This is a genomic window from Pelomonas sp. CA6 (genome assembly GCF_022549225.1).
Classification (GTDB): Bacteria; Pseudomonadota; Gammaproteobacteria; order Burkholderiales; family Burkholderiaceae_C; genus Roseateles.
In genome coordinates this window covers 71314-85163 of record NZ_JAKZFD010000004.1, presented here as the reverse complement: position 1 = coordinate 85163, position 13850 = coordinate 71314, and the positions used below count along the sequence as shown (strand labels likewise).

Sequence of the window (13850 nt, the reverse complement as noted above, 5' to 3'; positions counted from 1 at the left end):
GCAATGCCGGGGGGCGGGTGCGGCCTCAGTCTTCAACGTGGAGACAACTGGCAAGAGAGAACACCCATGGCCAACCCCATCCCTCTGACCCTGCGCGTGATCCGCAACGAGCACCAGGCCCTGGCGGCCATGCTGCGGTCCATCCCGCTGTTGCTGGCCCAGCAGCGCAGCCGCGGCATCGCGCCGGACTTCGAGGCCTTGCGCGCGATGCTGTTCTACGTGGACGAATTCCCCGAGCGCCTGCACCACCCCAAGGAGTCGCTGCTGCTCTTCCCCAAGCTGCGCGCCCGCGCGCCGCAGCTGCGCGAGGTGCTGGACCAGCTGGAGGACGAGCATGAACGCGGCGAGCGCGCGATCCGCGACCTGGAGCACGCGCTGCTGGCCTACGAGATGCTGGGCGAGCCGCGCCGCGACGCCTTCGAAACCCTGTTGCAGCGCTATGTGAGCGGCTATCTGCAGCACATGGGCACCGAGGAGCGCGACATCCTGCCCGCCGCCGAACGCCTGCTCAGCGAGGCCGACTGGCGCGAGCTGGACGAGGCCTTCGCGCGCAACCAGGACCCGCTGGCCGCGGAAGGTGGCGTCGTCAGCGCGCCCGACGGGCTGTACCAGGCGCTGTTCCAGCGCATCCTCAACGCGCTGCCGGCCCCGCTGGGGCTTGCGCCGGCCGTTTGAGCGGGCCGGTCCGCGCCAAAAAAATCACGTAACTGCTGGAACTGAGAATCAAAAATATCAAATAAAGCAGATTTGATGGAATGCTCGGGCTGACGAATCCACGGCTCTGGTACTTCCGCGGTGGCGGCGGTGTCCAGCATGGTCACGAGGCCCGAGATGTCCGCAGAAACTCTTCCCAGCATTCTCTTCGTCGACGACGAGCCCTCCATCCTCAGCGCGCTGAGGCGGCTGCTGCGCCCCTTGCCCTATCGCGTGCTGACCGCCGAGGGCGGCGTGGAGGCCCTGGCCCTGCTGGAGCGCGAGCCGGTGGACCTGGTGGTGTCGGACATGCGCATGCCCGGCATGGACGGCGCCACCTTCCTGGAGCAGGTGTGCCAGCGCTGGCCGACGGTGCAGCGCCTGCTGCTGACCGGCTATGCCGACATGGACGCCACCATCGCGGCGGTCAATCGCGGCGAGATCCACCGCTACGTGGCCAAGCCCTGGGAGGACCAGGACCTGCTGCTGGCGCTGCGCGACGCCCTGTCGCGTCGCCAGCTGGCCGAGGAAAACCGGCGCCTGCTCGCGCTGACCCAGGAACAGAATGACGCGCTGCAGCGCGTCAACGGCCAGCTGGAGCAGCGCGTGCGCGAGCGCACCGCCGAGCTGGAGCAGGTCAACGGCATGCTGGAGAAGGCCTACGCGCAGCTGCAGGACAACTTCATGCTGTCGCTGGACGTCTTTGCCGGCCTGCTGGAGCTGCGCGACCGCGGCTCGGCCGGCCATTCGCGCGAGGTGGCGCGGCTCGCGCAAGGCCTGGCGCAGGAACTGGGCCTGCCGCCGCGCGACCAGCAGGACCTTTTCGCCGCCGGACTGCTGCACGAGATCGGCAAGATCAGTCTGCCCGACTCCCTGTTGCGCAAGCCCTTCTCGGTGATGAATGCGGAGGAGCAGGCGCAGTTCCGCCGCCATCCCCAGGTGGCCGAGGCGGCGCTGATGCCGCTGGCCGCGCTGCAGCGCAGCGCGCGCCTGGTGCGCGCGCAGCTGGAGCGGCTCGACGGCAAGGGCGTGCCCGACGGCCTGCAGGGCGAAGGTTTCGGCTTCGCGGCGCAGGCCCTGGCGCTGGCCGTGGAATACCGCGGCCTGCTCGGCGGGCGCCTGTCCAGCCGGCCGCACACGCCGGAGCAGGCCCAGGCCCTGATCGCCGGCGGCGCCGGCAGCCGCTACAGCGTGACCGTGGTGCAGGCTTTCCGCGAGCTCATGGCGCGCATGCGCGAGGTCCCGCCCGAGGACCTGTGCATCGACGCCAGCGCGCTGCGCGCCGGCATGGTGCTGTCGCGCGACCTGATGAGCGAGCGCGGCACCCTGCTGCTGGCGCGCGGCTTTCACTTCGACGCGCAGGCGGTGCGCAAGATCCACGACTATGTGGCGCGCCAGGGCCTGCGGCTGCGCCTGCATGTACAGCCGGCCGATGCCGAGACACGGCCGGTGGCGCTGGCGGAGCGCTGAGATGACGGAGCACCTCATGCAAGCCCTGACCCGGCCCCGTCTGCTGTTGGTCGACGACGAGCCCCACATCCTCAGCGCGCTGACGCGCAGCCTGCGCCACAGCCTGCGCCAGCGCTTCGACGACGTGGTGCTGGAAACCCAGAGCGATCCGCTGCAGGCGCTGCGACGCGCCGCCGAGCAGCCCTTCGACCTGATCCTCTCCGACTACCGCATGCCCGGCCTGCTGGGCGTGGAGCTGCTGGTGCGCATCCGCGGCCTGCAGCCCCAGGCGGGGCGCCTCATCCTGTCCGGCCAGGTCGACCACGACGGCCTGGTGGCGGCGATCAACGAGGCGTGCATCGATGCCTTCCTCGCCAAGCCCTGGAACGACGAGCTGCTGGCCGAGGTGGTGGCGCGCACGCTGATGACGGTCTCGGCGCGCCGAGAGACCGAAAGACTGGCCGACCAGATGCGTGCCCGGCGCGGCGAGATCACGCCACAGGAGCTGGAGCGGCGCCGCCTGGAGCTGCTGGAGCCGGGTATCACCCACGCCGAGTGGGACAGCGATGGCAGCCTGCTGATGGAGGTCCCGCTGTGACCACCGCGCTGCCGGACTGCGCGCGCGTGCTGGAGGCGGTCAGCGCCGCCACCCTGGTGCATGGCGGCGGCCGCATCCTGCTGGCCAACGCGGCGATGCAGCGGCTGCTGGGCTACACCCAGGCCCAGCTGCAGGCGATGGATGCCGCCGCCTGGGCGGCTCCGGAGGCGCGCGAGATGCTGGCCGCCTATGGCCATCGTGCGCTCAGCGAAGACGGCGAACTCCCCGTGCTGGAGGTGGAGGCGCTCACCGCCAGCGGCGCGCGCCGCCAGCTGGAGATCAGCGCCCGGCGGCTGGCGGGCGAGGAGCCGCCGCTGGTGCTGGTGACGGCCCAGGACCTGAGCGACATCCGCCATGTGCAGAACAGCCTGCTGGAGGTCGGCCAGGCCATGCGCCAGATCGTCCAGAACGACCCCGTACCCACCTTCGTGATCGACGCCCAGCACCGCGTGACGCAATGGAACGCGGCCTGCGCCCAGCTCACCGGCATCCCCGCGCATCGCATGCTGGGCAGCACCGAGGCCTGGCGCGCGTTCTACGACCAGCCGCGGCCCATGATGGCCGACCTGATCGTCGATGGCAGCATCGCCGAGCAGGGGGCCCGCCATTACGGCGATGCGCTGCGCGCATCTCCGGCCGTGCCGCAGGCCTATGAGCGCGAGGACTTCTTCCCGCGCCTGGGCGAATCGGGGCGCTGGCTGTTCTTCAACGCCGCGCCGCTGCTGGACCTGGAGGGGCGCGTGGTCGGCGCCATCGAGACCCTGCAGGACGTCAGCGCGCGGCGCCGCGCCGAGGAAGAGCTGCGCCGCCACCGCAACGCGCTGGAGCAGATGGTGGCGGAGCGCACCGCCGAGCTGCTGATGACCCACCACGACCTGGACGCCTTCATGGAGAACGCGCCGGTGGGCATCCTGGCCACCGAGCACAAGCGCATCGTGCGCAGCAACAAGACCTTCTGCGACATGTTCGGGCTGGACGGCGCCAACATCGGCGAGCTGACCGGCCGCTCCTTCTTCGTCAGCGACGAGGACTACAAAGGGCTGATCCGGCTGATGGCGCCACAGCTGATGGCCGGCCGCGCGGTGACGCACGAGATGAAGATGCGCCACGCCGGCGGCGCCGCGCTGTGGGTGCAGTTGATCGCCTATGTGGCCGACCCGCAGGTGACGCCGCCGCGCGTGTGGTGGCTGCTGCAGGACCGCACCGCGGTCTGGCAGGCGCAGCAGGAGCTGGTGCTGAACTACCGCAACCTGCAGGAGGCCAATGCCCGCGTCGCCGAGGCGCAAAGCCAGCTGCTGCAGTCCGAGAAGATGGCCTCAATCGGCCAGTTGGCCGCCGGCGTGGCCCATGAGATCAACAACCCGATCGGCTTCGTCAACGCCAACCTCAGCTCGCTGCGCCGCTATGTCAGCGGCATGCTGGCACTGCTTCAGGCCTATGTCGCGCGCGAGGACGGCACGGCCGCGCAGGACCCCGAGCTGCTGCAGCTCAAGAAGTCCGCTGACCTGGACTACATGGCCGAGGACCTGCCGCTGCTGCTGACCGAGAGCGAGGAGGGGCTGAGCCGGGTCAAGAAGATCGTCCAGGACCTGAAGGATTTTTCGCGCGTGGACCATGCCGACTGGCAGATGGCCGACCTCAACGCGGGCCTGGACTCCACGCTCAACATGGTGATGAACGAGGTCAAGTACAAGGCCGAGCTGCGCCGGGAGTACGGCTCCATGCCGCCCGTGCGCTGCCTGGCCGGCCAGCTCAACCAGGTGTTCATGAACCTGATCGTGAATGCCGCGCATGCCATTCCCACGCGCGGCGTGATCACGCTGCGCACCGGGGTGGCGCCGCGCGACGGCGAGGACTGGGCCTGGGTCGAGGTGCAGGACGACGGCCACGGCATGAGCGCCGAGGTGCAGCGGCGCATCTTCGAGCCCTTCTACACGACCAAGCCGGTGGGCCAGGGCACGGGGCTGGGGCTGTCGCTGTCCTTCTCCATCGTCAAGAAACATGGCGGGCACATCGAGCTGGAATCCGCGCCGGGCCAGGGCGCGCGCTTTCGCGTCTGGGTGCCCGTCGCCGGGCCTCGGTCGGGCGCCGCCGAGGCGCGGGCCTACACTGCCGCGCTGATCACTTCTTCCTGAGCTTCCCGATGGCAGTCTTCCGATGCGCGCGATGATTCTCGCGGCCGGGCGCGGCGAGCGCATGCGGCCCCTGAGCGACCACACCCCCAAGCCGCTGTTGCAGGTGCGCGGCCGCCGCCTGATCGAATGGCATTTGCTGGCGCTCGCCGCGGGCGGCGTGCGCGAGGTGCTGATCAACTGCGCCTGGCTAGAGGAGCAGTTTCCCGCCACGCTGGGCGACGGCAGTGCCTACGGCCTGTCGCTGCACTACAGCCTGGAGCGGCGCGACCACGGCGGCGCGCTGGAAACGGCCGGCGGCATCGCCAAGGCGCTGCCCTGGCTGTGTGAGCGGGGCGACGAGGCCTTCTGGGTGATCTCGGGCGACGTCTTCATGCCCGAATTCCGCTGCGACCCCGCGGCCGCGCGCGCCTTTGCCGACAGCACCCGCCTGGCCCATCTGTGGATGACGCACAACCCGCCGCACAAGCCCGGTGGCGACTTCGGCATCGGCCCGGACGGACTGGCGATCAGCGACGCGCAGCCCGACGCCTTGCCGGGTCCGCGCTACACCTGGACCTGTGCCGGGCTGTTCCGCCGCGCGCTGTTCGCCGATGTGCCGGTGGGCACGGCAAGGCCGCTGCGCCCGCAGCTCGAACTGGGCATCGCGCAGCGCGCGATCAGTGCGGAGCTGTTCACCGGGCTGTGGCGCGACGTGGGCACGCCACAGCGGCTGGCGGAATTGAACGCCTGAGCGCCGGAGGACCGTCGCGGCCCTACACCGGCCGGCCGGCCCAGCGCTCGCAGCTCTGGCGCACCAGCTCGGCCAGCAGCTGCTCGCTGTCCACCACGCCGCGCGCCCAGGTGGCGTCGTTGCCCTGCCAGCGGACCTCGTCGCGCACCAGCTTCAGCGCGCCCTCGGCGCCCAGCGCCGCGGCATGCGGCTCCAGCGCCTGCAGCGTCAGCACCAGGTCCTCGCGCAGGCTGCGGTGCTCGCCGGTCTTGGGGTCGACGAAGCTGCCGTCCAGCCCGAAGCGGCAGGCCTGGAAGCGGTTGAAGGTGTAGGGCAGGTAATCGTCCTCGTGCAGCGCGAAGGGCTGGTCCTGCGTCAGCCAGCGCGCCAGGCACTGGATCAGCGCGGCCAGCGCCGCCGCCTTCTCGATGGTCAGCGGCGTGTCCAGCACCCGCACCTCGATGGTCCCGTACTCCGGCTTGGGGCGGATGTCCCAGTAGAAGTCCTTCATGCTCTTGACCACGCCGGTGCGGGTCATCTTGTCGAAGAACACGCGGAACTCGTCCCAGCTCAGCACGAAGGGCGCGCGGCCGGACAGCGGGAAGGCGAACACCGAGTTCAGCCGCGCCGAGTGGAAACCGGTGTCTGCGCCCTGCACATAGGGCGAGGAGGCCGACAGCGCGATCAGGTGCGGGATGAAGCGCGACAGCCCGTGCAACAGGCGCAGCGCCTGGTCCGGCCCGGCGCAGCCGATGTGCACGTGCTGGCCGAACACGGTGAACTGCTTGCTCAGATAGCCGTACAGCGAGGACAGCTCCTGGAAGCGCGGCTTGTCGAAGATGCGCTGCCGGCTCCACTTCTGGTAGGGATGGGTGCCGCCGCCGGACAGCCCCAGATTGAGCCGGTCGGCGCAGCGCACCAGCGCGTTGCGGGTCTGGCTCAACTGCTCCAGCACCTGGCCGTGCGTCTCGCAAACCCCGGTGCACAGCTCGATCATGCTGTCGGTGATCTCGGGCGTCACGCCGCCGGGCAGCTTGACGCCTTCCATCAGGCGCAGCAGATCGCGCGAACCGGGGGTCAGGTCGTAGTCGTGGCGGTTGACGATCTGCAGCTCCAGCTCCACGCCCATGGTCAGCGCGCGCGAGGTGGCAAAGGTCTCCAGGCTCATGACTTGCTCCCGCCGCCGGGCTGTTGTTCACCGGTGATGCGCAGCCCCCACTGCACCGCGATCGGGCCGGCCAGTTCCATCAGCGCGATGGCCGACAGGATGATGGGCGCCAGCTGCGCGGCCACCTCGGGATGCAGGGCCTGGATCTCGCTGAACAGCACCAGCGTGGATCCGGAGATGGGGCTCAGGCACACCGCCAGCGCGAGGCCCTGGCGGGCGTCGATGCCGCTGACGCGCGCCAGCCCCACCAGGGCCAGGCCCTTGGCGATCAGGCGCGTCAGCAGCAGCACGGCGGCCAGGCCCACGCCCGCGGCGAGCGCCTGCAGCGTCCAGGCCGAGCCCACGGCGACGAACAGCAGCAGCACCAGCACGCCGCCGGCGGTGCCGAAGTGGCGCGGCCAGACCCAGGGCCGCGCGGTGGTGTTGCGCAGCACCACGCCGGCCAGCAACGGCACCAGCAGCGTCGAGAGGTTCAGCGCGCGCGCCAGCCCCAGCGCCAGCAGCACCAGGCCCAGCAGCATTAGCACGGTGTTCTCGTCGCGCAGGTCCAGCCGGCGCATCAGCACGGCGATCAAGCGCGCCAGCGCGGCGGCCAGCAGCACCGACGCGACGAAGACATAGAGCGGCTGCGCCACCGCCTCCAGCCAGTCCCCGGCGCGGTCCATGTGCAGCCAGCCCAGCAGCAGGCGGTGGGCGAGCACGGCGTAGACGGTGTTCAGTGCGGTCAGCACCAGCATGCGCTCGTTGACCTGGCCGGCGGCCTTGAGCTCGGTGCCGACGCGGCCGATCACCGCGCCCGACGCAGCCACGGTGAGCACCGCGCAGCTCAGCGCCAGCAGCGGCGACAGCCCCAGCAGCCACAACACATAGGCCACCGCGGAAAAGCTCAGCAGCGATTCGCCCGCGCTGGCCAGCAGCAGGGCCTTGTTGTCGCGCAGCCAGCGCAGGTTGACCCGGCTGCCCATCTCGAACAGCAGCAGCGCCAGCGCCAGATCCACGACCAGGCGCAGCCGCTGGTCCATCGCGCCATTGGCGAACAGACCATGTCCGGTGACGGCCATCAGCATGCCCACCACGCTGTAGCCCACCACCCGGGGCAGGCCTATGCGGCGGTAGACCGCCTCACCCAGCAGTCCTGCCACGAAGAGGATCAGGGTGGCCCAGAAAATCCAGTCCACGCGCGGTGGCCAGGCACTGAATTGAAGGAAGTCGGCGAGCGGGTTCAAACCGTTGCATCTCCTTGCAGATAAAGGGTGGCACCGGCAAAGCGGGCCAGACTGAAGAGCTCCCCCGGGGCGATGGCAAACGGCTTGCCGCCCCGCGCGAGGGGCAAGGGAACCTGGGCGGACCTGGGTCCCTTGAGAGGCCAAACGATTCTAGAGTCTAGACCGGCGTCAACGGCTCGCCGGGGCAATGCCCACGCCTGGGCCAGCGGGTATACCGCGGGCGCATTCGCGCCCTTGCCCGTGCCCATGGGGCCGGGCCGGGTTCAGGCACTGCGACGCGTCGCCGGATCATGCGCCAAGACCGGGGCGACAGGCAGTGCCTGTGGGCGAAGAGCGGTCCATTCGAGCTCCCCGCTGCGCAGCCAATCGTCCACGCGCCGGCCCGCGCGGCGCGATTCGCGCGCCTGGGCGCGCAGCACGCCCACCCAGCCATCGCGGCCGCCATGCTTGGCCGCGTACATGGCCTGGTCGGCCAGCGCGACGACCAGGTTCCAGTCGGCGTCGCGCGGATGCTCCGGGTCCAGCGGGAAGCAGGCAAAGCCCACCGAGCAGGTCATCGCGCGCCACTGGCCGTCGCCCAGGTCGAAGGGCTGGCTGGCGACCTGCTGGCGCGCGCGCTCGGCCAGCTCGGCCGCATGGGCGCGCGTGGTGCTGCGCGCGACGATGAGGAACTCCTCGCCGCCCCAGCGTATCAGGTGGTCGGTCTCGCGGAACACGGGCTGCAGCCGTGCGCGGATCTGGCGCAGCACGGCATCGCCGGCGGCATGGCCCAGCTCGTCGTTGACTTCCTTGAAGTGGTCCAGGTCGATGAGGAAGAACAGCAGGTCCGCGTCGTGCGGCGCGGGCTCGCCGGGCTGGCGCGTCGCCTCGTGGCGCGCCAGGCTCAGCGCGACGTCCGGTCCGATCTGCTGGGTCAGGAAGCGCCGGTTGCGCATGCCCGTCAGCGGATCGCTGAGGCTGGACTCTTCCAGCTCCACGGTCTTGCGCTGCAGCGCGCTGGACATCGCTTCCAGCGCCGCGGTGCGCTCGCGCACGCGCTGCTCCAGCGCGGCCTGCTGGGCGCGCAGATAGCGGGTGCGCATCAGGATCCAGGCATACATCAGCGCGAGCAGCGCGGCCAGCGCCAGCGCGCGCGCCCACCAGGTCTGCCACCAGTGCGGCAGCACGCGCACTGGCAGGTCCAGCTCCTGCGGGCTCCAGGCGCCGCTGCGGTTGGTGCCGCGCACCTGCAGCCGGTACTCGCCCGGATCCAGGTTGCTGTAGCTGGCCACGCGCTGGTCCGCGCCCACCTGGGTCCAGTCGGTGTCGAAACCGTCGAGCCGGTAGGCGTAGCGGTTGCGCGTCGGGTCGCTGTAGTCCAGCGCCGCGAACTCGACGCTGAAGCCGCGCGCCTGCGGTGCCAGCGTGAGTTCCGGCTGCAGCCCGGCCAGCGGCGCGCGGCGCCCGTCGATGCGCAGCTCGGTGAAGGCCAGCGGCGGCTGGTAGCGCCAGGGCTCGAACTGCTCCGGCGCCACGACCAGCACGCCCTTGGCGCCGCCGAAGAGCATGCGCCCGTCGCGCAGCTGCGCGTAGCCGCGGTACCAGCCGGTGCCCAGGTCCGCGCCGTCGGCCGGCGTGAGCTCGTCGTGGCGGTCGCGGGCGGGGTCGTAGACGAACTGCTGGGTCCAGATGCGGCCGCGCTCGTCTTCGAGCAGGTTGGCGCCGAAGGCGCGGCCGGACACACCATGCCGCGCGCCGACGCGCTCGAACACGGCCTCCTGGCCGCGCAGCGCGCGCAGCCGGTGCAGCCCGGCCGCGGTGTCCACCCACAGCGTGCCGTCGCGCGCCAGCAGCAGGCCGACGACCGACGGATGGCCCAGGTCGTCCGGCGCGACCGAGCGCAGGGGCAGCAGCTCGCCGCCGTCGCGCGGGCGCAGGAACAGACCCTTCTCGGTGCCCACCCAGAGCCCGCGCGCCGGGTCCTCGATCAGTGCGTTGACGTCGCCCGTCAGCGCCGTGCCGCCCTGGGCCAGGACGCGCTGCGGTTCGCGTTCCGCCGGACCGAGCCGGTAGAGGCCGTCCTGCGTGCCGATCCACAGCACCTGCTGCGCGTCGACCAGCAGCCGGCGCGCCCGGCCCGGGCCGGCCCGGAGCACGCGCAGCACGCGGTGCCGCGCGTCGATCTGGTGCAGGCCCGCGTCATGGCCCAGCCAGACCGTGCCGTCGGCGGCCTGCGCGATGCTGGACACGCGGCCCGGCGGCAGCACGCCGCCCTCGGCCTGCGGCCGGATCGCGTCCCGCGGCCGCAGCTGCGCGTCCAGGATGTAGACGCCGCTTTCGTTCGTACCCAGCCAGACCTCGCCGCTGGACAGCTGGGCCACGCTGCGCACATTGAGGTCGCTGCCCAGGCGCGCGAAGCGCTCGCGGCCCAGCACCTGCAGGCTGCGGTTGCCCGGGTTGTGGCGCTGCAGGCCTCCGCCGTAGCCGCCCACCCACAGCCAGCCGGCGCGGTCGCGCAGCAGCGCGCGCACCTCGTTGCCCGCCAGGCTCTGCGCCCGTTCCGGATCGTGCCGCTCCAGGCCCAGCAGCGCGCCGTCCGCGGCGCGCCGGATCTCCAGCCCGCCGGTGCGCCCGACCCAGACCTCGCCCGCCGGCGTCAGCACAAAGCTGTTGATCGCGCCGCGCAGCCGCGCATCGGCCGGGACGCGGCGGCTGCGCCCGCTGCGCGGATCGACGAGCGCCAGCTCGCCCTGCTGGGTGCCGACCCAGATCTGGCCGTCCGGCGCCTCGAACAGCGCGAGCACGATGTGCTCGGCCAGATCGGGCTCGCCGTTGTCCGGCCGCACCGGCTCGAAGCGCTCGGAGCCCGCCACGCGGCGCGCCAGGCCGCGCCAGGTGCCCACCCACAGCGTGCCCTCGCGGTCCACCAGCAGCGCCTGCACGCGGTCGTCCGGCAGCCCCAGGCCGCTGGCCTGGCGCACATGGTCGAAGCGGTCGCGGTCGGGGTCGTAACGGTCCAGGCCATGGCCGATGGTGCCCACCCACAGCCGGCCGTCGCGGTCCTGGGCCAGCGCGCGCAGGGTGCCCGGCGCGATGCCGTCGGGCCGGCCCTCGCCGTTACGGAAGAACTGCAGGCGTTCGCTGCGCGGGTCCAGCACCGCCAGGCCGTCGGCCTCGGTGCCGATCCAGAGCCGGCCATCGCGCGCGACCAGCAGGCTGCGCACGAAACTCAGGCTCTTGGACTGCGCGCCCACCGCGGTCTGGGCGCGGAAGTTGTAGCCGTCATAGCGCAGCAGGCCGGCCGAGGTGCCGATCCACATCAGGCCCTGCGGGTCCTGCGCCAGCGCGGAGATCACACCCAGCGACAGCGGCGAGTTCGCGCCCAGCGACTCGAAGCGCAGCGGCGCGGCCGCCACCGGGTCGCGGCCAGCCTCGGACGCCGCGCGCGCGGGCGGGGCCTGCAGCGGCGCGGCGCCGACGGCACCGGCGGCCAGGATCAGGGGCGCGATGAGACGGAACAGCATCGGCGACGATCGTAGCCGACGCCGGTGACCGTCCCGTCAGCGCGCCAGCGGCGTCGAGATCGCGTCGATGCGCGCCATCACCTCGGGCGTCAGCTTGGGCGTCAGCGCCAGCGCGCCCAGGTTGTCCTGCAGCTGCGCGAGCTTGCTCGCGCCCAGGATCACCGTGGAGACGCGCGGGTTCTTGTTGACCCAGGCGATGGCCAGCTGGGCCACCGTGCCGCCCAGCTCGCGGGCGATCGCCTCCAGCTCGCCGACGGCGGCATTGCGCGCCGGATCCAGCAGCTGCTCGCGCATCCAGTTCATGCTTTCCAGCGAACCGCGGCTGCCCTCGGGCACGCCCTGGCGGTACTTGCCGGTCAGCAGGCCCGACGCGAGCGGGCTCCAGGTCGTCAGGCCCAGGCCCAGGTCCTCGTACAGCCGGGCGTATTCCTGCTCGACGCGGCGGCGGTGGAACAGGTGGTACTGGGGCTGCTCCATCACCGGCTTGTGCAGGTGGTGGCGCTCGGCGATCTCCCAGGCGGCACGGATGTCGGCGGCGCTCCACTCGCTGGTGCCCCAATACAGCGCCTTGCCCTGGCTGATCATGTCGCTCATCGCCCAGACGGTTTCCTCGATGGGCGTGTTCGGGTCCGGGCGGTGGCAGTAGACCAGGTCCACGAAGTCCAGCTGCAGCCGCTTCAGCGAGCCGTCGATGGCCTGCATCAGGTATTTGCGGTTCAGCGTGTTCTGGAAGTTGACCGTGTTGCCCTCGCGCGCCAGGCCCCAGTAGAACTTGGTCGAGACCACATAGCTGTGGCGCGGCCAGGCCAGCTGCTTGAACACCTGGCCCATGATCTCCTCGCTGCGGCCCAGTGCATAGACCTCGGCGTTGTCGAAGAAGTTCACGCCGGCGTCGCGGGCCGCGGCCATCAGCTCGACGGCGGCGCCCGTGTCCACCTGGGTGTGGTAAGTGACCCAGGAGCCCAGCGACAGTTCGGAGACTTGCAGGCCGCTGCGGCCCAGACGACGGTATTGCATGGTGGACATTCCTCCGGGAAGTCTTGGATGAACAATGGGAGCGAAAGCCTAGCCGAAAGCGCGCTGGCGCACCGGCCGTCACCGTATAGTCCGTCACCGATGAGCTCCCACACCGATTCTGCCCACCCGCTGCGCCTGGCGGTCGTCGGCGCCGGCCCGGCCGGGCTGGCTCTGGCGCTGCTGGCGGCGCGCCATCTGCCTGCGGCCCGCATCCGCCTCTTCGACGCCCGCCCGCTGGCGCGCGACATCTCGGGCGACCCGCGCACGCTGGCGCTGTCGCTGGGTAGCGTGCAGCTGCTGCAGCGCCTGCAGGTCTGGCCCGCGGCGGCGGCCCAGCCCATCGCCGAGGTGCATGTGAGCCAGGCGCCGCCCACCCTCAGCGGCCCGCTGTTCGGGCCCGCGGGCGAGCCCGAGGTGCGCATCAACGCCCGCGAGCAGGGCCGCGAGATGCTGGGCGCGGTGCTCAGCTACGGCCAGCTGGTGGCGCCCTTGCAGCAGGCCTGGCTGGCCGCCTGCGAGCGCGAACCGCAGCGCCTGGCCGCCTGCTTCGGCCAGCCGGTCGCGGCGATCAAGCCGCTGCCCGGCGGCCAGGTGGAGCTGGACACCGGCGATTGCCACCTGGCCGAGTCCTATGACCTCGTCGTGGTCGCCGAAGGCGGCGTGTTCGCCGAACAGGCGCGCAAGGCGCTGGCGCACGACTACCGCCAGAACGCCTGGGTGGGCAGCGTCGAGCTGGCACCCGACAGCCCCGAGGGCGTGGCCTACGAACGCTTCACCCGCCACGGCCCGCTGGCCCTGCTGCCGCTGCGCGCCCTTGCCGACGGCACGCGCCGCGCCGCGCTGGTCTGGTGCCTGCCGCAGGACGAGGACGAGGTGGCCGGCCTCAGCGACGCGCAGCGCCTGGTCGTGATCCAGCAGCAGCTGCCCGAGCGGGTGGGCCGGCTGCGCGCGATCAGCCCGCTGAAGTGCTTCGCGCTGGGGCTCAATGCCGAGCGCAGCCTGGTGGAGGGGCGCGTGGTGCGCATCGGCAACGCGGCGCAGACCCTTCATCCGGTGGCCGGCCAGGGCCTGAACCTGGGCCTGCGCGACGCCTACACGCTGGTCGACGCGCTGCGCCGGGCGCAGGCCGAGGAGGGCGGCGACGTCGACAAGGCGCTGCGCCGCGTCGAATGGGCGCGCGCGCCGGACCGCTGGAGCACCATCGCCACCACCGATTTCCTCGCGCGCAGCTTCGCCTGGCGCTGGCCGGGCCTGCCCGCCGTGCGCGGGCTGGGGCTGGCGGCGCTGCAGGCGCTGCCGCCGCTGCGCAGCGCGCTGGCGCGCCAGATGATGTTCGGCCGCCGCTGAGGAGC

Annotated in this window: 10 protein-coding genes; 6 read left to right on the top strand and 4 right to left on the bottom strand. The window is 71.6% G+C overall.

Annotated features, from left to right (window positions below; translation table 11 throughout):
• Positions 1-66: 66 nt before the first annotated feature.
• From LZ017_RS08440 to LZ017_RS08420, 5 genes are all read left to right on the top strand, one after another.
• Entirely contained in the window at positions 67-675 is a 609-nt protein-coding gene (locus tag LZ017_RS08440) for a hemerythrin domain-containing protein (RefSeq protein WP_241396174.1), read from the top strand.
• Positions 676-831: 156 nt separating this feature from the next.
• Positions 832-2163: an HD domain-containing phosphohydrolase gene (locus LZ017_RS08435; protein ID WP_241396173.1), complete on the top strand. Its 1332-nt coding sequence runs from the start codon at positions 832-834 to the stop codon at positions 2161-2163.
• A gap of 16 nt (positions 2164-2179) precedes the next feature.
• Positions 2180-2740 carry a response regulator gene (locus LZ017_RS08430; RefSeq protein ID WP_241396172.1) on the top strand — a complete coding sequence of 187 codons (561 nt, stop codon included), beginning with the start codon at positions 2180-2182 and terminating at the stop codon, positions 2738-2740.
• Positions 2737-4875, top strand: a complete 2139-nt coding sequence (locus tag LZ017_RS08425) for a PAS domain S-box protein (protein WP_241396171.1) — start codon at positions 2737-2739, stop codon at positions 4873-4875. The genes LZ017_RS08430 and LZ017_RS08425 overlap by 4 nt, the downstream gene beginning before the upstream one ends.
• A 22-nt stretch (positions 4876-4897) precedes the next feature.
• Complete coding sequence (locus tag LZ017_RS08420) at positions 4898-5605, top strand: nucleotidyltransferase family protein (RefSeq protein ID WP_241396170.1); 708 nt, start codon at positions 4898-4900, stop codon at positions 5603-5605.
• Between the two features lie 22 nt (positions 5606-5627).
• Here the strand turns inward: LZ017_RS08420 and LZ017_RS08415 are convergent, their stop codons facing one another.
• The 4 genes from LZ017_RS08415 to LZ017_RS08400 all read right to left on the bottom strand — a co-directional run bounded on the left by LZ017_RS08415 (position 5628) and on the right by LZ017_RS08400 (position 12498).
• A complete protein-coding gene (locus LZ017_RS08415; RefSeq protein WP_241396169.1) occupies positions 5628-6752 on the bottom strand; it encodes a YbdK family carboxylate-amine ligase in 1125 nt (374 codons plus the stop codon).
• Positions 6749-7978 (bottom strand): cation:proton antiporter, encoded by a 1230-nt coding sequence (locus LZ017_RS08410; RefSeq protein WP_241396168.1) that lies wholly within the window; start codon positions 7976-7978, stop codon positions 6749-6751. The genes LZ017_RS08415 and LZ017_RS08410 overlap by 4 nt, the downstream gene beginning before the upstream one ends.
• Positions 7979-8241: 263 nt before the next feature.
• Positions 8242-11481 carry a ligand-binding sensor domain-containing diguanylate cyclase gene (locus LZ017_RS08405; RefSeq protein ID WP_241396167.1) on the bottom strand — a complete coding sequence of 1080 codons (3240 nt, stop codon included), beginning with the start codon at positions 11479-11481 and terminating at the stop codon, positions 8242-8244.
• A 36-nt stretch (positions 11482-11517) separates the two neighbouring features.
• The gene (locus LZ017_RS08400) at positions 11518-12498 is read right to left on the bottom strand and encodes an aldo/keto reductase (protein WP_241396166.1); all 981 of its coding nucleotides are present in this window, start codon (positions 12496-12498) and stop codon (positions 11518-11520) included.
• Between the two features lie 99 nt (positions 12499-12597).
• Between LZ017_RS08400 and LZ017_RS08395 the strand changes: the two genes are divergently transcribed.
• The gene (locus LZ017_RS08395) at positions 12598-13845 is read left to right on the top strand and encodes an FAD-dependent monooxygenase (protein WP_241396165.1); all 1248 of its coding nucleotides are present in this window, start codon (positions 12598-12600) and stop codon (positions 13843-13845) included.
• Positions 13846-13850 lie beyond the last annotated feature (5 nt).

Excerpts from the sequence above, each read along its gene's own strand:
- LZ017_RS08440 (WP_241396174.1), top strand. The coding sequence starts at position 67 with ATGGCCAACCCCATCCCTCTGACCCTGCGCGTGATCCGCAACGAGCAC.
- LZ017_RS08435 (WP_241396173.1), top strand. The coding sequence starts at position 832 with ATGTCCGCAGAAACTCTTCCCAGCATTCTCTTCGTCGACGACGAGCCC.
- LZ017_RS08430 (WP_241396172.1), top strand. The coding sequence starts at position 2,180 with ATGCAAGCCCTGACCCGGCCCCGTCTGCTGTTGGTCGACGACGAGCCC.
- LZ017_RS08420 (WP_241396170.1), top strand. The coding sequence starts at position 4,898 with ATGCGCGCGATGATTCTCGCGGCCGGGCGCGGCGAGCGCATGCGGCCC.
- LZ017_RS08415 (WP_241396169.1), bottom strand. The coding sequence starts at position 6,752 with ATGAGCCTGGAGACCTTTGCCACCTCGCGCGCGCTGACCATGGGCGTG.
- LZ017_RS08405 (WP_241396167.1), bottom strand. The coding sequence starts at position 11,481 with ATGCTGTTCCGTCTCATCGCGCCCCTGATCCTGGCCGCCGGTGCCGTC.
- LZ017_RS08400 (WP_241396166.1), bottom strand. The coding sequence starts at position 12,498 with ATGCAATACCGTCGTCTGGGCCGCAGCGGCCTGCAAGTCTCCGAACTG.
- LZ017_RS08395 (WP_241396165.1), top strand. The coding sequence starts at position 12,598 with ATGAGCTCCCACACCGATTCTGCCCACCCGCTGCGCCTGGCGGTCGTC.